The organism is Candidatus Methylobacter favarea (genome assembly GCF_902806695.1).
GTDB lineage: Bacteria > Pseudomonadota > Gammaproteobacteria > Methylococcales > Methylomonadaceae > Methylobacter_B > Methylobacter_B favarea.
Map to the genome: position 1 here is coordinate 47,339 of NZ_CADCXN010000091.1, position 21,265 is coordinate 68,603.

Genomic DNA, 21,265 nt, shown 5'->3' on the forward strand with positions numbered 1-21,265 from the left:
TAAACATATCAGTGTTATTAGCCCCTCGCTAATTAAGGAGTAAAGCCATGAATAGGCTACAAATCCCCGGCAGCACAGCCTTGAAGTTGCTGTTGCCGGTTCCCTTCAGGCCGGCGCTTTAAAGCCTGGCGCTCTAACTGACCTTGATGGAGACTATCATGAGCTTGTGTAAAAACGTTCTTGCTATAGCGGCTGTACTGGCAGCGCTATTGCCACTCGTCACTATAGCCCATCAAGACGATGACCATAGGCATGACCGGCATGGCAGGCGAAATGTCCAGTTGGGCCCAAGACCCTTTTTTCTGGTCGAGGATATGGAGAACAGCGAGCTTAAAAGCGCGCTTCAGGAGTGTTCAAAAGGTCCTTTTTACAGAACCGATTTTTCGATTGGCCACCGCGGGGCTGCCTTGCAGTTCCCTGAACATACGCAGCAATCCTATGAAGCCGCTGCCCGGCTGGGAGCGGGTATTGTCGAGTGTGATGTCACTTTTACCAAGGATAAAGAACTGGTATGCCGGCATTCGCAGTGTGATCTGGAAACAACGACTAATATTCTGGATACGAATTTAGCAAAAAAGTGTTCCGTTCAAGCCGATTTCAGCAGTGCCACCCCTTATAAAAATGTTAAATGTTGCACCAGCGATATTACGCTTGCTGAATTCAAGACCCTTAAGGGCAAGATGGATGCAGGCAATCGTAATGCCAAAACGCTTGCGGAATTTATGAATGCTACGCCCGGCTTCCGCACGGACTTATATGCCGGCAACGGCGTGCTGATGACTCATAAAGAAAGCATTGAATTGTTCAAAAAACTGGGCGTAAAGATGACGCCCGAATTAAAAGCCCCCGATGTTGAAATGCCGTTTAACGGCTTCACCCAGCAGGCTTATGCTCAAAAAATGCTTAATGAATATAAGATGGCCGGCGTTAAAGCCAAAAACGTGTACCCGCAGTCCTTTAATCTCGAAGACGTCCGCTACTGGCTTGCCAATGAACCGGAATTCGGTAGCCAGGCAGTTTTTCTCGAAGATTTGAATGTGCCGGAAGATTCGCCTGCAGCGCTTGCAAGACTGCCATTACTGGCTGCGGAAGGGGTGAAAATCGTGGCGCCGCCGATGTGGGTTCTGGTGACGCTCGATGCCAATCACAAAATCATCCCTTCGGACTACGCGAAAGCCGCCAAAGCGGCGGGCTTGGACATTATAACCTGGACGCTGGAGCGTTCCGGTCTTCTGAAAGACGGCGGCGGTTACTATTATCAATCGGTTACAGACGCTGTTAAAACCGATGGCGACACCCTGGTAATGCTTGATGTGCTTGCGCAGGATGTGGGCATACTCGGCATCTTCTCGGACTGGCCGGCCACCGTAACCTATTATGCCAACTGCATGAACCTGAAGTAATTTTACCATTAAACCGAAGACAGGCGTCCAATCAGAGTATTAATACGCGGGCAACTGGCCGGGACCGGGGCGTTCACGCTTTCCTGACGAGGGCGCTGAGCAGCGTGTGGGCATTATGACTACAGCCAGCCGGCTTTTTTCAGGCGTAAATACAGCAGCAGACTGGCCAATGCGACGCCGCCGACTACCAGCGGATAGCTGTAGTCCCAATCCAGCTCCGGCATGTGCCTGAAGTTCATGCCGTACCAGCTGAACACCATGGTCGGTATCGCCAGGATTGCTCCCCATCCGGCCAGCCGTTTGACGACTTCGTTCTGCCGCACTGTTTCAAAGGTAAGATGCACCTGCATCGCCGCCAACAGCATTTCTCGCATGCCCCGGATAGCCTGGTCGATGCGTTGAATATGGTCGGCGATATCGCGAAAATACACCCGCACATCCTTGTGTATCATTCCGTTATGAAAGCGCATCAGTTCATTGCAGATATCGATGACCGGCGTGATCGCGCCTTCCAGCAGCAACAGCTTGCGCTTCAATTCATAAAGACCTTCCAGAGTCTTCCGGCTGGGCCGGTATTGAAAAATCGCCGACTCCAGCACATCGAACTGTTCCTGCAGGCCGTCAATGACATGCACATAGTTATCGACGATAAAATCCATAATTGAATACAAGGCAAAGCCGGGCCCTTTGGCCAATTGCTGCGGCATGGCCTCGCAGTGCTTTCTGACTTTACCGAGACCAGGCGAAGCCCCGTGCCTGACCGTCACCAGAAAATGCGGGCCCAGGAAAACATGGATTTCACCGAACTCGATCTGATCTTTTGCAAGCCGGACGGTATGCAACACCATGAATATGGAATCGCCGTATTCCTCGACTTTCGGGCGCTGATGCGCTGCGCAGGCATCTTCAATAGCCAGATCATGCAAGCCGAATTCCTCCTGGATTTTGGCCAACAGCTTGTTGTTTGCTTCATGCAGACCCAGCCAGACAAACCTGTTTTCCTGTTTCAGCACGTCACTGATGTCCTCGATGGTCACCTCGCCGATGCTGACGCCGTTTTGATAGGCCACGCATTTCATGACCATGCTGTTAGTGATTGTCTCTGTCAAAATGTCTCCCTATTATTTGGAAATAGTGATTTCCGGCGCCCCTTGCCGTGCCAGATCGGTCATGGTCATTTGAAAAATCTGGCATAATAGACGAAAGCCTTCGCGGTTCCATTGATAGCCGGATTCCGGTTTGAGCGCATAATGCCAACTGCCAAACTGTACGCTGATATCGGCAGCCGACTCGTCATCGCTAACCAGCAAGGCCATCGTGTTCACCGGATTCTCTCTGACATAAGGGGTTTGCGGATGTTTGGCAACAGTATATTCGGGGTCGTCGCTGATGGACTGGCCGATAAAGTTCAGCACATTATGAAAGCTGCGCAAGCGGAAAACCCCATGTATCGGCCACTGTCCGCCAGGATGACCAGGGCGGATGTCGACGCTGACATCATTGTCTGACTCCTGATTGGCTTCTTCCTGCAAACGTATGCGCTCTTCATTGCTTAGCGTCATCGGATCATAATTGGTCAGCAGGATACGCCCGATTACCCGCTTGCTCAATGTAATTTGCTTAGGCTTAGCCTGATATACGATACTGAATTCTTTTTGCAGCGCAGCCATTTGTTCGGCCGTCAATGCTTCGGCCGGCATAGTCCAATGCTGATCAAACATCAACGGTTCGACAAATAACTGATGTCTATCCTGAATAGCCGACAAATGCAGCACGGCTTGACGGAACAACCGGTAGCCTTCAGCAGCGCGGGGTTTATTTAGATAAATGCCGCTGTTTGTGCCGCCTTTAATCCGCACCTCGCCGGCCAGCAAGCGCAAAAGCAAGTCCACATCAACGCCTTGCCGCAGCAGCATGGTCAGTTTGCTTTCCTGAAACGGGGTAAGCAAGCGCCGGGTAAACTCCTCGCCCTCAATCGGCACGATGCTGATAGTCGGGTTCTCGGAAATCGAGCCGCCGAACACCGGCGTCAATAACGAGCCGGATTCTCCGGTAAGAGCCGGCGTCGCTCCGGCATTGAATTGAAAATTAAAGGTTGCGGCAATATTGGAAACGCCGGTGAAATGCATGGGCTGATGTTGATGGGCGCGGGCAATATTCAACAACAGTTGTTTGGACAGAATGTCCGTAGTGGCCTTGTCATAGGCGATGACAGCGCGATCCAGCGCTATCGGAGAAAAGCAGCCCTGAAGGCCGCATAAAACCAGCATTGTCAGCCATCTTGCAGGGGCTTTGGTTAACACTAGCGGGCGGTAGAGATTGAAGATCATATCGTTCCTTTGAATTTGGCCATAAGAACAATAGGAAAGCCAACCCGGTAAGTCAAATTCTTTGATTCTGGCCAGGTTATAAAAGGCTGCGCTCATTCTTCAGTGACTATAAGAACTGTAAGGAAAAGATTTATCGTACTTGGGTATAGAAGTGCCTGCTCATTGCTGCCATGTAGATGTACATACACTCCAGAAATAGGATAATTAACCCATCTTCGGCCTGATAGGGCAATCGCTCATTCTGGCCCCGCTGCGAGAGCAATCGCCGCTCTTTGGCGTTTGCTAAATGATAGCGGCGGAAGACGATCTGCGAGCAGGGTATTGACGATCGTTGCGGAGGCGGCGGGTTTGGCAAAACGCAGGGCGTTGGCTTTCATCCGGCTCAATCTGTCCGGGTCTTCCAGCAAGCGCTCCAGTTTGAAGGGCAAAGTGGTCAAATCGTTGCACTTGACGGCGATGCCTTCTTCCAACAGATGATCGCTATTTCTTTCCTCCTGCCCCGGGATCGGAGCGACCACGCACATGGGCAGGCCGCAAGCAATAGCTTCGGCGGTCGTCATGCCGCCGGGCTTGCCGATAAAAATATCAGCCATTTTCATCAATTTGTGCATTTCATTGGTATAACCCAGAACTTTAAAGCTGGAACTTCGATTATTGATTAATTGTAAAATGCGCTGTTTCAGTTCGCCGTTGCGTCCACAGACAACCACTGTCTGCGCGTTGCTATTCAGGTTGAGCAGCCGCTCCACCATGAATTCGGTAGGCCCCAGGCCAAAGGCTCCCGCCGACAGCAGCAAAACCGGTTTTTCCGGGTTCAATTCCAGTTCCAGGCGGCTTTGTTCGCGGTTGAGGGGCTGTTGAAAAACGGCATCAATGGGGATGCCGGACACCGTGATTCTTTCGCTGGGAATGCCGAGTACTTCAAGATGCGCTCTGGTTTCATCGATAGCGACAAAATAGCGATGGAATGAGCGTGACAACCACATGGCGTGAAAGTCGAAATCGGTCACTACAATGGACAGATGCGCTTGCAATTGTTTCGCCGCAATCAGGTGAGAGATGATGCCGGCAGGCATGAAGTGCGTGCAGACCGTGATATGGGGGTCGAATTCCCGGATAAACCGCACCAGCGGTTTGGTATTCAGCCGGTCCAGCATGTGCCGCATCCGGTCAGTGTGCCAGGGCTCGTCGCTGGTTTTATACCACCAGCCCAGAAAATTGGGCGCGGACCGCACCAGCGATGTGTAAAATCCGGAATAGAAGTCCCGGAACAGCTTGTTGGTGTATTGCAGCGCATCATTATTGATGACTTCGGCAACCCGGCTGTCAGCGGCAAAGGAAAGCTCCAACGCTTCGGCCGCTTTGATATGGCCGGCTCCCGCCCCGGCCGACATAATCAAAACCCGTTTTTTCATCAGTTTATAATGGACTTGTTTGGTTGTCTAAAACCCGGCATGTTGGTTACGCGGCAGCGCCGGTCGTCCGGTTTGCCGATAGTGTGTATAGTCGGCGAGTACCTGGGCGTGATCGAACGCCAGGGATTCAGGCAGCTCATTCAGGCTGAACAGCCGGCAATTTTTAGCATCATCCGCAGCTTCCGGCAAGCCCGATGCTTCGGCTACATACACAGCCGTCACGGTATGGCCGCGGGTATCTCGGGGAGGATCGGAATAGATGCCAAGCAAGGCTTGCAGTTGCACCTCCAGTCCGACTTCTTCCTTAGCCTCGCGCATTGCGGCGTATTCGACCATTTCGCCCAGATCGACAAAGCCGCCGGGAATTGCCCAGCCGTAGGGCGAATAAGCGCGCTCAATCAATACGATTGGGCGATCGGGAAAATCAGTCAGCTCAATAATAATATCGGCAGCGAGCAACGGCGTAATAGGTTTAGGCATAATAGCCTCCGAATAAATGGGGGTGGCAGTTCAAAGCCCGGGCTTAAGCGATGCTGTCCTTTTTTTATTAATCCTGATCATGGCCATGCTTTTTAGTAAGCATGGCCATTGTAACCGATACCACTAACCCAAACACGATCACGATGGCATTTACCGACAAGCGGGCTCTGATCATCAGCGCGTAAGCGCCCAGCATCAACAAAATGCTGAGATTTTCGTTGAAGTTCTGTACGGCGATGGAATGTCCCGAGCCCATGAGCTGGTGCCCACGGTGCTGTAGCAAGGCATTCATCGGTATTAAAAAACTGCCGGCCAGGATGCCAATCAATATCAGCATCAGCACTGCCAGCCGCCAGTCGGTTATCCATGCCATTGCGGAAACGGCTAATCCCATGACTATTCCCAAGGGCAGTACTTTCACGGCATGAGCCAATGGCACAGCCTTGGCCGCCGCAACAGAACCGATAGCAAGGCCGACTGCGACTAGCGCAGTCAATTGGGTTGCCTGCTCCAGATCGAGATTCAGCGCCGCCGCGGCCCAGGCGAGAATAATAAAACGCAAGCTCGTTCCTGCTCCCCAAAACAGCGAGGTTACCGCGAGAGATACTTGCCCTAACGAATCCTGCCACAGCAGCAGGAAAGTTCTCCGGAAATCCGCCAACAGCAATCTCGGCGTTCGATTCGATAAGGGGTGCTCAATGGGCAGCCTGGGAATGTAATAATTGAGTATCGCCGCCGCGAAATAAAGACCGAGGATGACCAAAATCGCGAACTCGGGGGCGGTATCAATGCCGCCATTGAACTCAAGCCCGCCCAGTTGCCGGACAACCTGATCCTCAACGCGATGTCCAATCAATAAACCGCCCAGAATGGCGCCCAGAATGATAGCTGCAACGGTCAGACCTTCCATCCAGGCGTTGGCCCATACTAATTTACAGGGGGGGAGATATTCGGTCAGAATGCCGTATTTAGCCGGCGAGTACATAGCTGCGCCAATGCCGACAAAACCATAGGCGAGTAAAGGATGCAAACCCGATAACATGGCCGTGCAACCCGCTATCTTGATACTGTTGCTAATGAACATGACCCGGCCTTTCGGCAGCGCATCGGAGAAGGCGCCAACAAAAGGCGCGAGCCCAATAAAGGCGAACACGAAGAACTGTTGTAATACCGGGGTTTGCCAGGCGGGCGCATCGAGATCTTTGAGCACGGCGATAGCGGCAAAGAGCAGGGCGTTATCGGCCAATGATGAAAAAAACTGGGCCGCAAGGATGGTGTTGAAGCCGCGACTTATAGAATTAATTGTGCTGTGCGGCGCCTGGAAAACCGGAATCGCTGCACTATAAATAGTTAAAAGTTTTCTTTTATTAGTTGTTTTCATCAGCTATAAACTTAAACCGGTACTGGCGATAAGACCTGACTGTTCGTACTTATGTACAGTACGAGGAGCGGGATTGGGAATTATTTTTGACCAGGCGGTGCCTAGGCAGTCCGTTCATAATGCCATATCAAGGAACGGCTTATCCTTAAAATTGATCGCCCTGAATTTATAATCATGGAATTCATCGGAAGTGTTACAGCTTGCGGCGGCCCAGGTTGACAACGGTGCATTTATCCATGAAGGTTGGCTTCCAGAGTCTCACTATCGGCAATGGCTGGTTCAGTCTTGCGCCAGTTCACGAGTTCCAGCGTGCCGTCCGCGCGTTCCACGATGGCGGTGCAGCTTTCCACGAAATCCCCGGTGTTGACATATAAAAATCCATCCATATCCTTGATTTCAGCGTGGTGTATATGCCCGCAAATAACGCCATCCAGGCCCTGGTCCTTAAGCGTGCTGACAATGCTGTCTTCATAATCGGAAATAAACTGAACCACATTCTTGACTTTAAACTTGACGAAGGCGGCAAGAGAGAAATTTGATTGTATGCCCAATAAACGCCTGCTTATTCGAAGAAGGCGATTCACCTGAAGCAGAAAGTCATAACCTTCGTTGCCCAGCTTGGCAACCCACTTGTGGCATTTGGCAATAGTGTCGTATTCATCGCCGTGGACAACCAGAAATTGCTTCCCTGTGGATGTGGTATGCACATCCGAGTTTTTGACGATAATGTCGCCAAAGACATAATTATCGTACTCCCGGACGTTTTCGTCATGGTTCCCCGGTATATAGATGACCTGGGTGCCGTGTCTGGCCTTGCGCAGGACTTTCTGAATTACCGTATTATGATCCCTGGGCCAGTACATTTTTCTGGAAAGCGCCCAAAAATCGATAATGTCGCCTACCAGGTAAAGCTTTTCGCTGTCGTTGTGTTTTAGAAAATCGAGTAAAACATCGGCCTGGCATTGCGTGGAACCCAGGTGCAAATCGGAAATCCAGATGCTTCGATAGGTGTTGTTAGCCATAATCCAACTGTTAACATTATTACCGGCGTGAGCTGCTTTGTCGATGAGCCTTAGCCGGTATTTGCTGGTGCTCATGGCTCGCTAAAACCACTGAGGCGTTTTTTTAACGGGCAACATTTCATTGGGACAGGATTTTTAACAACTTTATTTACTGAGTTTGAGCGTAACAGGAATCATTTTACCCAATGCTCAACTATTGAATTATTTTTGCTATCCCTGCTTTTTTCAAAAGCAGGAACAAGGTTATAAAAAAATTGTCTGGTGCAATTAGCCCAGGAATAATTCAAGGCATAATTTCGACAGTCCTGCGCGTCTAATTGCAGAGCCTCGGCAATCGCCTTCTTTAAATTTTCATCCAGTCTGCCGACTTTATCGCTGCCAATCACATCCACCGGCCCATTAACCGGAAAAGCCGCAACCGGCAGGCCACTGGCCAGCGCCTCCAGCATGACAATGCCGAAGGTATCGGTGCGGCTCGGGAATACAAACACATCTGCTGCCGCCATATAATTGGCCAAGGGTTCACCGGTCTGAAAACCGGCAAAAACCGTATCAGGGAATCTGGCTTTAAGCTCTTTCAACTGCGGACCATCACCGACAACGATTTTTGTTCCGGCAAGCTCCAGGGATAAAAAAGCGTCGATGTTTTTTTCAATGGCCACTCTGCCGACAAACATGCATACAGGGCGCGGCAGTGATATAAATGTTTTATCCCTGGGATAATAAAAATCAGAATTTACGCCGCGGGACCAGCGCACCAGAGTATTTTTAAATCCTCTTGCCTTCAAATCCGATTCTACCGAGGACGTAGCCACCATGATCTTTTTTGCCGGCGCATGAAACCAGCGCAAAAATCCATAACCCCACGATACCGGGATCTTAAAACGCAAATTAACGTATTCTGCGAATAAGGTATGAAATGACGTGGTAAACGCCAGCTTCCGGTTCAGGCAATATCGCCTCGCCGCAATTCCCAATGGCCCTTCAGTAGCTATATGAATGCGCTGGGGATTGAATTCATTAAGCAGCCTTTTTAGTTTTCTGTTACAGGCATACGCTAATCGAATGGAAGGGTAAGTCGGACAGGGAATTGTTATAAATTGATCCGGAGTAATGAGCTTGATTTGATGGCCGGCCCGTTCCAGAGTTGAACACGTATTTTCAATGGTTGTAACAACCCCGTTTATTTGGGGATGCCAAGCATCGCTGATGAACGCAATTCTCAATGTCATAAAGGCCCTGAATTATTGTTTATTTACGTGATAGCAGGATAAACGAGTCGTAGTAATCGCCAACCATGCTGATTTTTTAAATCGGAAAATCGGATCTGTAAATTTCGGATCAACAGGATGACTTGGCAAAAGCCAATGTTATAGAACAAATATGACTATTTAATGAAAACAGTCCGGTAACAAGCTTTTTTATGTTTTTCCGGTTTTGAACGGCTATGATTAAGCTGTTTTTTCTATGCACGCTATGCTTTTTGTATCGCGGCCTTGAAAAAATTCTCAAGGGAAGGGGGAGTTCAAGCTGATCATGCCGCCTTCAACCGCCCGATTGTTCGCCATTTATCTTTTTTAGCTTCGCCAGAACACCTCGGACATAATCCGCGGCTTACGAAACTGCTTTTAATAATGCTGGCAATCGGTATCAAAACCCGTCCATAAAAATCATCCGTATCTACGAAGCGGACGCTTCTGAAAGCAAGAGTCACAGGCTTCTGATAACGTGATAGCCAAAATTGATCAAAATATGTCTGTTCGTTCGGCAGCTCCCCAGGCAAGGAGAGGTTGAGAGAATAACGCCAGGCAGACTTAACATTCCAGCCGCTTAAGTCCACGGCAGTCTTGGTGCCGTTAACATCAGTCTCCCTATGTTAAAAAGCTCTGCTTTTATATTACTGTAACAATTAGCTTGTATTCTGCCTTATCTATTACGGAATTATGCATAAGCGGCAATTACTGTCAGCCTCGTGACTTGCTTTTGAATCCCTCCCTGCGCATGGGTAGGGGCTAACGTTTCCGGCCTGATAAAAGTATGGCTGGCTTTACGAAGGAGGGTCCGCTAATAGAGAGGCAGAGGAACTATTTTTGCCCTGTTTAACAGCTTCGCGTTGGTTGTTGCACGGCATTTACTAATACGTTATTGTATTTTATGGTTAAGCTGATTATGGTAAAAAAATGACTAACTTTTTCAGGTATGGGAAGTTATCAAGCGAATCGAGTATTGATAAAGGCAATACCCGCAAGAAAAAATATGACGACTACAAAAAAGAAATTATTGATACCCTTAACCGGCATATAGAGCTTGTTGAAGATCCAGGTAAACTGATCAGGCGGGGCAAGCATAAAGACCCCCCGTATATTATGACACTGTCGTATGTAGCAGATGACTTCAGTTTTATCGAGTTAACGCTGCGGTGCGGAAGTAAATTGTTTGATTTTGGCGGGAAAAACGAGAAATATTTTAAATATATCGTTCCTGTTGAAGCGCGAACTGCGACGCTGGCCAAGACCATAAGAATCGCACTGCTGCACGAGCTTGTTGAACGCGTCGAAAACGATGAATATAAGGCCCAGATTAAAGCGTTTATACGCCGCCAGGCAAAACAGGGCATTGATGAAAAAAAGGGCGGCTGGTACTGTTAAATCAACATCAGGATTTAACCGTCCTACTCAACGTTCCGGCTTTTTAAGTCGCCGTTAATGAAATAGTGCCGGTCAGTCCCATCTCGGAAGGAATAAACCACGAATCGTTTTAATAGGCACTTACATGATGCAATACTGGCTTATGAAATCCGAACCTGATGCGTTTGCTATAAATGATTTATACAGCAGGCCCAACCAGACCGAGCATTGGGACGGCGTCCGTAATTACCAGGCCAGAAATATGATGCGGGATGCCATGAAGCTGGGTGACCAGGTATTCTTTTATCACTCCAACTGCGATGAGCCCGGTATTGTCGGTATTATGGAAGTGGTTCGGGAAGGCTACCCCGATTTTCTCGCCTTCGATTTGAACGACCAGCATTTTGATTCGAAAAGTGATCCTGCCAGGCCGCGCTGGATGATGGTTGATGTTAAATATGTCAAAACACTGGCCCGCACCATCACTCTTAAGGAATTAAAGCAAAAAGCGGAACTGGCGGACTTTGCCCTGATAAGGCCCGGCAATAGATTATCAATTCTGCCGGTGAGCAAAAAACAGTGGGATTTTATTCTTTCCCTGGAATGAGAAGGTTTTCAAGGCCATCAACTCAATAATATATAGACAAGCGGCGGGGTCGGGATGGGCTGCTTTGTGTAGGCGGTGTATGAATAGTTATGTTAATCAGCCCTTTAAAATACCTGAAAACCAATAACTATAAAAATTTAACAAGGCCTGGTTTTATATGATCCGGATATTGGGCAAGAGAGAATAATATTTAATTCATCCCGCCTGAAAACAACCGATAGGCCGGGTTTTCAGTTTCTTCGCAGTAAGAAAAACCCAGACTGTCGAGACATTGTTGAAAAGCTTTCCGCTCAGAGTTCGGCATTTGCACGCCCATTAATACTTTTCCGAAAGCGGCGCCATGATTGCGGTAATGGAATAAACTGATATTCCAGTAGCCATCCAAAGCCGTTAAAAAACGCAGCAGAGCTCCCGGCCGCTCAGGAAATTCCAGGCTATAGATAATCTCGTTAAGCTCGCACGGCGCATGGCCGCCAACCATATAGCGCACATGTTCCTTGGCTAATTCGTTGGCGGTCATGTCGGTAACAGGAAAGCCCTGTTCCTGAAGATAGTGGATTATTGACGCCCGGTCCGATTCCAGGCCACTGCTGGACAGGCCGACAAAAACCCGGGCAAGACTGTTGTCAAAATACCGGTAATTAAATTCGGTAATGCTGCGCCCCCCCAGCAATTTACAAAATTTTAAAAAACTGCCCGGCGTTTCCGGAATCGTAACAGCCAGTAAAATTTCCCTGTGTTCACCCACTTGCGCGCGCTCGGCCACATAACGCAGCCGGTCAAAGTTAATATTTGCCCCGCTGTCTATGGCAATCAGACTATGGCCGGTGATTTGCTCCCGTTCTATATATTTTTTTAATCCGGCAATGGCCAAGGCGCCAGCCGGTTCTGCAATCGAGCGGGTATCGTCAAAAATATCTTTAATTGCCGCGCAGATTTCATCGGTATTGACCGTTATCACTTCATCCACATAGTGTTGCGCCAGGCGGAATGGCTCGACGCCGATCTGCTTGACGGCCACGCCGTCAGCAAATAAACCGACCTGTTTAATGATAATCCTGCGACTTGCTTTCAAGGCCCGGTTCAGGCAATCGGCGTCATCCGGCTCAACGCCGATAATTTTGATTTCGGGCCGAACAAATTTTACATAGGCTGCAATACCGGCAATGAGCCCGCCGCCGCCGACAGGTACAAAAATGGCATCCAGACGGCCGGTCTGTTGCCTGAGAATTTCCATGGCGACGGTGCCCTGGCCGGCAATGACATCGGGGTCATCATAGGGATGAATAAAAACCATGGCTTTTTCGGCTGCCAGTTCCTGGGCGTGGCCGTAGGCTTCATCATAGGAATCGCCGAATAAAACTATTTTCGCGCCTCTGGCCTTGACGGATTCAACTTTTATTTCCGGCGTCGTTTTAGGCATGACTATCAATGCCTTGATACCGAGTTTTTTTGCCGACAAGGCGACGCCCTGGGCATGATTTCCTGCAGAAGCGGCAATCACGCCTTTTAATTTCGACGCTTCATCAAGCAGGGACATTTTGTTATAGGCCCCTCTCAATTTAAACGAGAAGACCGATTGCAGGTCCTCGCGTTTTAAATAAACGGTATTTGCAAAGCGTTCCGACAACAACGGTGCGAAATCCAGAGGGGTTTCTATGGCAACATCGTAAACTTTGGCGCGTAGAATTTTTTCTATGTATTTTAATGGCATTTTTAAAAAATCGGCTGAACTATCGGTGTATCTGCGCTATTATCGCATACCCTTTACTAACTTAACCGGATTTACGGCAGGCTTATGAATCAAGATGACATAAATAAAAAGAAAGCAGCTCAGGCCGCTTTAAAATATATCAAGGATGTGCCGGTAATCGGCGTGGGCACGGGTTCTACCGTGAATCACTTCATCAATTTTCTGGCTGATAGCAGAGGAGATTTTGAAGGCGCGGTCTCGAGTTCCGAAGGGACTAGCGAACGCTTGAGAAAGGCCGGTATTCCGGTACTTGATTTAAACGCAGTCGGCACTATTGAAGTGTATGTGGATGGCGCTGACGAAGTCAATCCCGGTAAACAGCTGATCAAGGGCGGCGGCGGCGCTTTAACGCGCGAAAAGATCATTGCCGCGGCCAGCAGGCAATTTGTCTGCATTGTTGACGGCTCGAAATGCGTGGATGTGCTGGGCGCGTTTCCCTTGCCGATTGAAGTAATCCCGATGGCCAGAAGCTATGTCGCCAGGGAAATGGTTAAATTAGGCGGTCAGCCGGTATGGCGGGAAAACTTCATTACCGATAATCACAATCAGATACTTGATGTCCACAATCTGGATATTATGGAGCCTGTCAAGCTGGAGCAGATCATCAATAATATCACCGGCGTGGTCACGGTCGGCCTGTTCGCCATGCGCCCTGCGGATGTTGTGTTGATCAGCAGGGGCGATAAAATTGTAACGCTATAAATTGTCCAACAGGCTTATATCCAAAGCAAAGGCTATAAGCCTGTATTTCCCCGTCTTTTGATTGAACTAACCGGATATTCCTGATAAATACCGGTTAGTTTGCGCTTGAATTCATCAGAAATGAGCCGGGAATCCTGCTTGCTTTTCACCACGCGCGGCGTGATCAGGATAACCAGCTCTCTCTTGGTTCGGGTGAAAGTTGTATTGCCGAATAAGGGCCCTATCCACGGAAGCTCATGTAAAAAAGGAATCCCGCTTTTAACCGCATTATTAGTGTCATCAATTAAACCGCCCAATACGATGGTTTCGCCGTCATTTACGGCAATAAAACTCTCAATCTCTTTTTTGGCAATGGTAGGCGAAGTGGAGACGCCTGTATTTCCTAAAAAGGGGGTACTGAAAACCTGTTTGATTTCCATGATAACCACGCCGTTCGCATTAACCCTGGGCGTCACTTCCAGGGTGACGCCCGTATCAAGATACTGAATTGACGCGGATTGAGCGATGCTGGGAGTCTGGCCGCCAGCGATAGGAAGCTGGGTTGTGCTGGTTTGTATGGGTACCTGGTCACCGACATTTATTTTGGCCTGCTGATTATTCAGCACCATTAAAGAAGGCGATGAAATTACATTAAGATTACCTTTATCGGCTTGCGCGCTTAAAATTGCATTCACAGCGCCTGAGTTGTATACTAGGCTGAGTCCGCCTGTTGCAAAGGCCGATGTGGCTGCGGCGGCAGTGCTTCCTAATGAAGTTCCAGGACCCAAGGCGCTGCCGATATTGCTATTGCCATTGTTTAAAAACCAGGCTATGCCGTACTTTAAATTATCCTTCAACTCAACCGAGGCTATTGTCGCATCAATCAATACCTGCAAAGGCACTACATCGAGTTGAGCGATTACCTTTCGTATGACCTCATATTCCTGAGCCGTAGCGACAACAACCACTGAATTATTGGCTTTATCGGCAATGATTCTTACCTCGCCCACATTCGCAACTTCTGCATTGCCGGTTTGTTTATTAGCAGACGATGAGCTTTTGGCCACTGACTGTTTGGCGGGATCTTTGTTGCTTAGCTCAGCCGATTTTTTACCCGATGCAACTTTTGCAGAGGAATCTTTTTTTTGAGCGCCGGTAAAAATTTCATTTAATGTGCCTGCAAGCTCTTCGGCATCTGCGTGCTGAGCCTTATAGACATTAACGCCCCCGCCTGTGCCTGAATTGGCCCGGTCCAGTCTAAGCACCCAATTTTCAATGTCTTTCAGATATCTGGCCTGGTGAGTGATAGCCATCACAGCATTCAATCTGTCAATGGCGATAAAACGGAAAAAGTCAGACTCTTCGTCACCTTTTTTATTAAAAACGGCCTCCAGCTCTTCAATAATTTTTTCCGGTTCCACATGAGTTAAAGGAAACAGGCCGAAAGAACGCCCCTTTAACATATCAATATCGAAAGTGCTGACCATATCCATGATTCGCGCCAGTTCATCTGCCGTTCCGGAAGCTAACAAAATATTGCGGGTGCCGTCAACATGAAGGATAGATTTTGCCGGTACCAGAGGTTTTAATACTTCAACCAGGTTTTCGACAGCCACATTTCGAACTGGTATGACTTTAATCTGATAGCCGGGCTTTCCCGTGCCTGCCGAAGTTGAAAAGCTGGTGTTGTAAAGGGCGTCTTCGGCAGGTTCTATATGATAAATCCTGCCGTCTTTGACCAAAGCGGCATTATTCATTTTCAAAACCATTTCTAACGTAGGCAATAATTCTTCCTTGGTCAAGGCCTGAGTTGTTTGCAAGGTTACCTTGCCCCCGACTTTCGGGCTTAATACATAGTTTTGCCCAAGAATATCGCTCAGAATAACTTTAGCCACCTCTCCGAGATCAGCTTCATCAAAATTAAGACTGTACGATGCTTCACCGCGGGTGCCGGTTCTTCGGTGCTGAGCTATTGAGCCTGCCGTAAACCGATCAGTGTCGAGAATTATTTCATTCTTGGGCCGAATGGTTTCGCTTGATGGAGGCTTATTTCGCAATTCTTTAAAAACAGCGCCGGTCTTGTCGCTTTCCTGGTCTTTTTTGGCAGGGACCAAAGGCAGTTTAGCGGCTTGTCGGGGATTTAATAGCTCACAACTTGAAAGCATTAATGACGCTATCAAAAAGCACAATAACGCTTTTTTATTTCCCGGTGTATTCATTATTATTGTTCTCGAAATCGCCTTCAGCAGCTTCAGGCATAGGGGGCGTATTAGCCGGATTGGGTGTATTTTTGGGTGCAGGTGAATTTTTCGGTTTAGGTTTTCTAAGCAACAGTTCCTTCTGTTTAGCGCCTAGTGTCATGATGACTCTGTCCTTTTTAATTTCAGTCAATGTCCAGCCGTCGATAGCAGTGCCTTTGGTTATTCTCCGATGATTATCTTTAGCGACCGTGGTGTTGGAACGGCTGAATAATGCTGCTGAGAGGCCTTTTTTTGTCGAATAGACTCCGTTCAGCAGCCAATCAAATGTCTCGGCTGCCGCCATGGCCTGCCCTTCTTCAAGGCGAGGTTCATCAACGGGTCTTCTGCCTTTGATGAAAAGAGGTCTTGCGACCAGATCCGCATAATTTTCTTCATGCTGCCTGGAGAGCTCTATGCGGGGCATTTCATCTATCTGATATAAGGGTGCTTTCCCCGAGTTTATTAATCCGAGGAGGTTTTTTTGCGCCTGTTTTGCATATAGCCATTCACAGCCAATAATCAGCATCAACACGGCGCAAGCAGCAGCCATTAATTTAATTAGCCTGACGTTCATTCAGGCTGTTTCCTCATAAAACTGACCGCCTGAAAATTAACGTTCAGCTCATTACTGGGCTCAATCTGGCGCGTTTTTCTATTCCTTCTGCCGCGCAGGGGTCTTATATCTATCTGGTCAACGATAATGAGCGGCGTCGAAGTTTCTATTTTGTAGAGTACAGTTCTCAGGACATTGCTATTACCGGTCATTCTGACTCTGACTGTTATCCGGCTAAATTCATCCTTGGCGCTGACCGGAAGCGCCTGGGTGCTGCTTAATTGGCCACCCGCATCGACGATGGCTTTTTTAATAAATTCCTGCATTTCAGCCGATGCCAGGGCACTGGTTCCTTTGCTGTTGAAATAACCTTGCTGTTCATGCTGAATCTTTATCTTATTCATGCTGGCGAACACGGCATCTTTCTGAGCCAGAATTCGTTGATATTGCTGCAGGCTGAAAACAAGGGCATTTTTAGTTTCATGGAACTCCAATCCTTTGCTGATAACAGGCACTAAAATCACCATACCCGCAATCAGCAGCACGGCAATTAATAGCCCAACAGCAAGCCATCTTTGTCTTTGAGGATTATCAGGTATTATCACCTGCGCCTCTTTTTGCAGTGATATCAACAGTAATCTGGAAACGCTCAAGGCCCGTGCTTTTGTCCTGAGTAACCGGCGACACAAAGCGGGCGTTTGCGAATAACTCGGAAGCTTCCAGCACTGCAATTAACGCCGAAGCCGCGGGGGATTCTCCCTGCATTTGCAGATGGCCATCCGAATACTGGGCATATGACAGCCAGGTGTCGTCTTTGATTAAAGCGCTTAAAGTATTCAACATAACCACGACCGGGGGGGCGGCGTTTTTTTCGTTGATCAGCTTGCGCGTTTCATCGATCATGGCATCAATTTCCAATTGCAGTGCCTTAACATTTTTGGCTTCTTTTTCTACCGTGTTGATTTTTGCCTGCAATTCATTAACCGCCCGGTATTCGAACCAGGTCGGCATGCCTATAGCGGCCGCCAGCATTAAAAATACTGCTCCAGCTAATGCCGAGTGGATCAGACGCGGCGTTTTCGCGGTTTTTTGTCTTAGCCATTCCGGCAGCAGAGTGTAATACTCATCGTTTTGTGCCAAATCATTTGCCGAGCCTTCATAATCAACAAATAGCGGTGCTATTTCCATGGCTTTGAGATCTTCATAAAGTGCATTCAACATTTGCCGCGTCGTCAGCACGAGCATGACCCTGATTTGACCTGATTCGCTAATTACCTCGAGCGGCTTAACTGCAAAATAAACATCTTCTGCCTTAAACGGCGTATAGCGATCAATTTCATAGGCGACCACCTGCTGCAGGTTTTCTTTTGCAACAGCCGGCAGAGCCAGCTCTTTTTGAATCGCATCCTGTCCGCTTAATCGGATTATTAAATTAGCTTTAGGCAGTCTTTCATCAGTTGCCAGTAAAGCCTTGTACTGGGCTATTCCTGCTTCATTTCGATCCAGTTTTCCGAGGTCTTCAATTTGCCCATCAAGTAGATAAACAAGCTCTAAATGATTATTTTGGGGGCGCATAATGATAAAGCCGTGCCTGTCATTGACCAGCTGCTTTATTTTTTCCGGTACTAAAAAGGCAAGTTCACGCTTCCACCAGCGAAAAAACTTTTTAAATTCCAGATCAATTGTTGAATTCAGGTTCAGCATATTGCATCACTAATAAATCGAGCATTTCATCGGTAAACAGTGAGAGGGTATTGGTATAGCCAACCTGCCATTTCAGTATTTGAAACGGGCCGAACTGAGGATTGTCTGAGTTTTTTATCACTGTGTTTATCATGGTTTTTGATCCGTCACTCAGTCGTGCTTCAGACTGAACTGAAACTATCGCATTTTGCCCGGATACGGTATTTTGTGCTGAACCTGAAGGAAATCCTGGGGTGGGGAGGCCGCTGAGGGCGCTTTCCCGCCTTGCGGCAAGGAAATTTTCCACCACCCCCGGCTCCAGGCCAGGCAGCACTTCCAAGACGTTTCTGGAAGCCAGTTGCAGATCAACCGGTTGTCCTGAATAAACAGTAACTAAATCTTCAATCCACAAAAAAATATTTTCATCCATTCCCAGTACCATCTGCAGTTCTTCAATAGATTGAAAAGGTTTATTTCGGGGCTGATAGCTTAAGCCGGCTTTCTGATACTCTGCTTTTTCAGCGCCGTCCAGGTGCACCAGATCATCTTTATCGCGCCAATCGAGAATGGCATTCACCAGTTTATTTTTTTGCTCATCATCCTCCACGGGAGCATGATTCATCAGGCTTTGCAGTAAAGCTTGGTCAGCAATATTAATATCTATTTTTCCGGATTCGGATAATAGACGTAACCGGACTTTGGCGTTTCCAAAATCCATTTCATAAACGCTGCCGTCTGTCCGCCAGCGTTTATTAGGCTCCGGATTCAGCAGCATCATTTCGGCAATGGCAAGTCCTGACTCGGCAATGGACTTGGCCTGAGCGTTACTGACTATTCCTGTAATAATGGATGATTCCCGGCGCATGCTGAGGGCAAAACTTCCCGCCATTATTGTCAGTAAGCTTACAATCCATAACACCAGAACCAGAGCCAGGCCGTTCTGGGTTGCGGGGAGTTGCCGGAGGATTATCATGGGATTTAAAGACTTACAGACCAAGCTGTCAGAGGCTTTCATCTTTCTCCTCTGAAGTGGCCGGGTTCTCCATATTCCCGGGTGTTCCCGGATTATTGATATCTTCTGAATTGTTTAAATTGCCGGTGATGTCCGGATTGTTATGCAAGCTTACAACCTTAAGTTCAATAATCATATCGGGCCAGAAAATTCCGTTTTCCGGTTTGATTCTGATTTTGACTAGCTGCGGCTGTATATTTTTTTCCAGCCATTCATCTTGCCAATGACTTTCGCCAGACTCTTGATCGGCGCCAAAATACGCCAACTCAAAATCGCTTACCCGCCGGATTAAAACAACTTCATCTGCCGGCCGCTGTTCGTCTTCGGCCTCGGGAAAATAGGGTATTACCGCCACTTTTATAACTTGGTCTTTATCTTCTTTCTGCAATTCTACTGAAAACATCTGTAAACCCGCCCTGCCGGCGCTAGCAGGAAACGCTGACACAAACTGCATGGATCGGGTTTTTCCCTGAAAAGACAGGATCTCGCCTTCGGGTGTAAAATCATTCAACAAGGGTCTGGCTGTACTCAAATGCCGTTGAAAAAAATTATAGACTACTGCGACTTCATTCACTTCAGTTATTTTGGTTTCGCCTTTTTCCCAGCTGTCTGCACAAATTTTCAAACTGGTGAACAATAATACCACCATGATACTTAGCAGCGTCATGGCTATCAATACTTCAATCAGCGTAAAGCCTTGTGAGGTTTTACAATCCTTCATGTTCTTTATTAACCAATTCCTTATTAATTACCTTCAAAGTGGTCAGTTCCATCTGTCTGTCATTATCCCAGGCTATGGTGACCTTAATCTTAAAAAGTGCAGCGGGTATCGATTGGATATCAAGATTTTCCATAGTGAGATTAAAAGGAGCGACGGAAACCCGCCAGTGATACTTTTCATTTTCCACTCCTGAGCTTTCCTCGGGCTTTAAGTCCGTTTCCACGCCTGTTTTTGCCATTAATGATTCTGCAATTTGAACGGCCGCAGTGTACTCTTCGGCTAGTACAGCCGTATTGGCGCCGGTAGAAAATATCTTCAGCAAAATGCTCAGCGAAACCGCTAAAATTGAAAAGGCTATCAGAAGTTCAAGTAAAGAAAAGCCCGCCTGTTTATTTTTCTTCAAGTTCAATCTGGCCGGTTAACCAGTTAATATCGATTTGCCACGAAGAGTTGCCGCGCTCCAGCGTAACCCTTCCTCCTGTTGATGATCCATCTGCAAAAAAACGTATGCTGCCCGTGCCGTTACCATTTAACTCGTCTTGTGCGGTAACCAATGTAATATCAATCGTTTGAGGGAGGGCATAAACCTTGTCACGGTTGCTTATCAGGTAACTGTTTTCTTCAAGATCAAGGGTCAGGGTAGTTTCTTCATGGGAAATTAAAGCTTGCCCGCGCGCATAGCGCAGGGCTGACACAATATCTCTGGCAGCCGCTTTTATTTCCGTAGCATCATTTCCTGATGATAAATTAATACCGATAACGGAAAAGCCCAATACTGCAATAACCAGGACAATGGTTAATTCAAGCAGGGTAAAGCCCTGATTGGTATTTGAAGGCAGGGAGCAAGGCGAAATATACAAGGAAACTGTTTTTTGCTTCGTAAATCTTATGGCTTTAGGCTTCTGCATCACTCCCAGCTGACGATATCCTGATCTTCGCCTTCCCCGCCTTCCTTGCCGTCCGCACCGAATGTGAACAAATCAAATTTTCCATGCTCGCCGGGAGAAACATAGCGGTACTCCTGCTGCCAGGGATCAAGCGGTATTTTGGATTTGCGCAGATAAGGGCCGTTCCAGCGCTTAGCGCTGTCAGGGGATTCAATTAAGGCATTTAAGCCTTGCTCGGTTGTGGGGTAAACACCGAGATCAAGTTTATACATATCGAGTGTAGACGCCAGATCTTCGATTTGAACTTTTGCCGCTTTGGTTTTCGATTCGCCCAGGTGTTTCATAACCTGAGGCCCTACTATGCCCGCCAGCATGGCAATAATGCCCAGAACGACGAGTAGTTCCAGTAAGGTAAAGCCTGCGTCAGCAGGTTTTTTATTGTGTTTCATGATGTGTCCCGTTTGTTTTAA

22 protein-coding genes are annotated in these 21,265 nt (G+C 47.9%); 4 read left to right on the plus strand and 18 right to left on the minus strand.

The window, feature by feature from the left end:
- Positions 1 to 158 precede the first annotated feature (158 nt).
- Positions 159 to 1,403, plus strand: coding sequence for a glycerophosphodiester phosphodiesterase family protein (locus tag HUX64_RS14565; protein WP_174626945.1), 1,245 nt, complete (start codon positions 159 to 161; stop codon positions 1,401 to 1,403).
- 119 nt (positions 1,404 to 1,522) lie between these two features.
- Here the strand turns inward: HUX64_RS14565 and corA are convergent, their stop codons facing one another.
- The 8 genes from corA to HUX64_RS19315 all read right to left on the minus strand — a co-directional run bounded on the left by corA (position 1,523) and on the right by HUX64_RS19315 (position 9,871).
- Entirely contained in the window at positions 1,523 to 2,512 is a 990-nt protein-coding gene (corA, locus tag HUX64_RS14570; protein WP_246247042.1) for a magnesium/cobalt transporter CorA, read from the minus strand.
- A 12-nt stretch (positions 2,513 to 2,524) separates the two neighbouring features.
- Positions 2,525 to 3,733, minus strand: coding sequence for a hypothetical protein (locus HUX64_RS14575; RefSeq protein ID WP_174626946.1), 1,209 nt, complete (start codon positions 3,731 to 3,733; stop codon positions 2,525 to 2,527).
- Between the two features lie 236 nt (positions 3,734 to 3,969).
- Complete coding sequence (locus tag HUX64_RS14580) at positions 3,970 to 5,148, minus strand: MGDG synthase family glycosyltransferase (protein ID WP_174626947.1); 1,179 nt, start codon at positions 5,146 to 5,148, stop codon at positions 3,970 to 3,972.
- 27 nt (positions 5,149 to 5,175) lie between these two features.
- Positions 5,176 to 5,628: an NUDIX domain-containing protein gene (locus tag HUX64_RS14585; RefSeq protein ID WP_174626948.1), complete on the minus strand. Its 453-nt coding sequence runs from the start codon at positions 5,626 to 5,628 to the stop codon at positions 5,176 to 5,178.
- 67 nt (positions 5,629 to 5,695) lie between these two features.
- The gene (gene lplT / locus HUX64_RS14590; protein ID WP_217426552.1) at positions 5,696 to 7,009 is read right to left on the minus strand and encodes a lysophospholipid transporter LplT; all 1,314 of its coding nucleotides are present in this window, start codon (positions 7,007 to 7,009) and stop codon (positions 5,696 to 5,698) included.
- Between the two features lie 230 nt (positions 7,010 to 7,239).
- Positions 7,240 to 8,106 (minus strand): UDP-2,3-diacylglucosamine diphosphatase, encoded by an 867-nt coding sequence (locus tag HUX64_RS14595; RefSeq protein ID WP_246247043.1) that lies wholly within the window; start codon positions 8,104 to 8,106, stop codon positions 7,240 to 7,242.
- A gap of 98 nt (positions 8,107 to 8,204) precedes the next feature.
- On the minus strand, positions 8,205 to 9,263 hold the full coding sequence (locus HUX64_RS14600; protein WP_174626949.1) for a glycosyltransferase family 4 protein: 1,059 nt from the start codon (positions 9,261 to 9,263) through the stop codon (positions 8,205 to 8,207).
- Between the two features lie 302 nt (positions 9,264 to 9,565).
- A complete protein-coding gene (locus HUX64_RS19315) occupies positions 9,566 to 9,871 on the minus strand; it encodes a hypothetical protein (protein WP_217426553.1) in 306 nt (101 codons plus the stop codon).
- 340 nt (positions 9,872 to 10,211) lie between these two features.
- On the opposite strand from HUX64_RS19315, the gene HUX64_RS14605 reads away from it, so the two are divergent.
- Together HUX64_RS14605 and HUX64_RS14610 are read left to right on the plus strand one after the other, a co-directional pair.
- Positions 10,212 to 10,679 (plus strand): hypothetical protein, encoded by a 468-nt coding sequence (locus HUX64_RS14605; RefSeq protein WP_174626950.1) that lies wholly within the window; start codon positions 10,212 to 10,214, stop codon positions 10,677 to 10,679.
- 127 nt (positions 10,680 to 10,806) lie between these two features.
- Entirely contained in the window at positions 10,807 to 11,265 is a 459-nt protein-coding gene (locus HUX64_RS14610) for an EVE domain-containing protein (RefSeq protein ID WP_174626991.1), read from the plus strand.
- A gap of 190 nt (positions 11,266 to 11,455) precedes the next feature.
- On the opposite strand, the gene ilvA is transcribed toward HUX64_RS14610, so the two are convergent.
- Positions 11,456 to 12,979 (minus strand): threonine ammonia-lyase, biosynthetic, encoded by a 1,524-nt coding sequence (gene ilvA / locus HUX64_RS14615; RefSeq protein WP_174626951.1) that lies wholly within the window; start codon positions 12,977 to 12,979, stop codon positions 11,456 to 11,458.
- A gap of 84 nt (positions 12,980 to 13,063) precedes the next feature.
- Between ilvA and rpiA the strand changes: the two genes are divergently transcribed.
- Complete coding sequence (rpiA, locus tag HUX64_RS14620) at positions 13,064 to 13,720, plus strand: ribose-5-phosphate isomerase RpiA (protein ID WP_174626952.1); 657 nt, start codon at positions 13,064 to 13,066, stop codon at positions 13,718 to 13,720.
- 32 nt (positions 13,721 to 13,752) lie between these two features.
- Here rpiA and gspD read toward each other — a convergent pair whose 3' ends face one another.
- From gspD to gspG, 9 genes are read right to left on the minus strand one after another with little or no spacing between them, the layout of a single operon-like run.
- Positions 13,753 to 15,918 carry a type II secretion system secretin GspD gene (gene gspD / locus HUX64_RS14625; protein ID WP_246247044.1) on the minus strand — a complete coding sequence of 722 codons (2,166 nt, stop codon included), beginning with the start codon at positions 15,916 to 15,918 and terminating at the stop codon, positions 13,753 to 13,755.
- On the minus strand, positions 15,899 to 16,513 hold the full coding sequence (locus HUX64_RS14630) for a hypothetical protein (protein ID WP_174626953.1): 615 nt from the start codon (positions 16,511 to 16,513) through the stop codon (positions 15,899 to 15,901). Before HUX64_RS14630 ends, gspD begins: the two co-directional genes overlap by 20 nt.
- Complete coding sequence (gene gspM, locus HUX64_RS14635) at positions 16,510 to 17,097, minus strand: type II secretion system protein GspM (RefSeq protein WP_246247045.1); 588 nt, start codon at positions 17,095 to 17,097, stop codon at positions 16,510 to 16,512. The genes HUX64_RS14630 and gspM overlap by 4 nt, the downstream gene beginning before the upstream one ends.
- Positions 17,084 to 18,196 carry a PilN domain-containing protein gene (locus HUX64_RS14640; RefSeq protein ID WP_174626954.1) on the minus strand — a complete coding sequence of 371 codons (1,113 nt, stop codon included), beginning with the start codon at positions 18,194 to 18,196 and terminating at the stop codon, positions 17,084 to 17,086. The genes gspM and HUX64_RS14640 overlap by 14 nt, the downstream gene beginning before the upstream one ends.
- Positions 18,171 to 19,190: a type II secretion system minor pseudopilin gene (locus HUX64_RS14645; protein ID WP_246247046.1), complete on the minus strand. Its 1,020-nt coding sequence runs from the start codon at positions 19,188 to 19,190 to the stop codon at positions 18,171 to 18,173. The genes HUX64_RS14640 and HUX64_RS14645 overlap by 26 nt, the downstream gene beginning before the upstream one ends.
- A complete protein-coding gene (locus tag HUX64_RS14650; RefSeq protein WP_174626955.1) occupies positions 19,177 to 19,908 on the minus strand; it encodes a prepilin-type N-terminal cleavage/methylation domain-containing protein in 732 nt (243 codons plus the stop codon). The genes HUX64_RS14645 and HUX64_RS14650 overlap by 14 nt, the downstream gene beginning before the upstream one ends.
- On the minus strand, positions 19,895 to 20,311 hold the full coding sequence (locus HUX64_RS14655; protein ID WP_174626956.1) for a type IV pilus modification PilV family protein: 417 nt from the start codon (positions 20,309 to 20,311) through the stop codon (positions 19,895 to 19,897). The genes HUX64_RS14650 and HUX64_RS14655 overlap by 14 nt, the downstream gene beginning before the upstream one ends.
- Positions 20,298 to 20,816, minus strand: a complete 519-nt coding sequence (locus tag HUX64_RS14660) for a GspH/FimT family pseudopilin (RefSeq protein WP_174626957.1) — start codon at positions 20,814 to 20,816, stop codon at positions 20,298 to 20,300. Before HUX64_RS14660 ends, HUX64_RS14655 begins: the two co-directional genes overlap by 14 nt.
- Positions 20,816 to 21,244 (minus strand): type II secretion system major pseudopilin GspG, encoded by a 429-nt coding sequence (gene gspG / locus HUX64_RS14665; RefSeq protein ID WP_174626958.1) that lies wholly within the window; start codon positions 21,242 to 21,244, stop codon positions 20,816 to 20,818. The genes HUX64_RS14660 and gspG overlap by 1 nt, the downstream gene beginning before the upstream one ends.
- Positions 21,245 to 21,265: the final 21 nt, after the last annotated feature.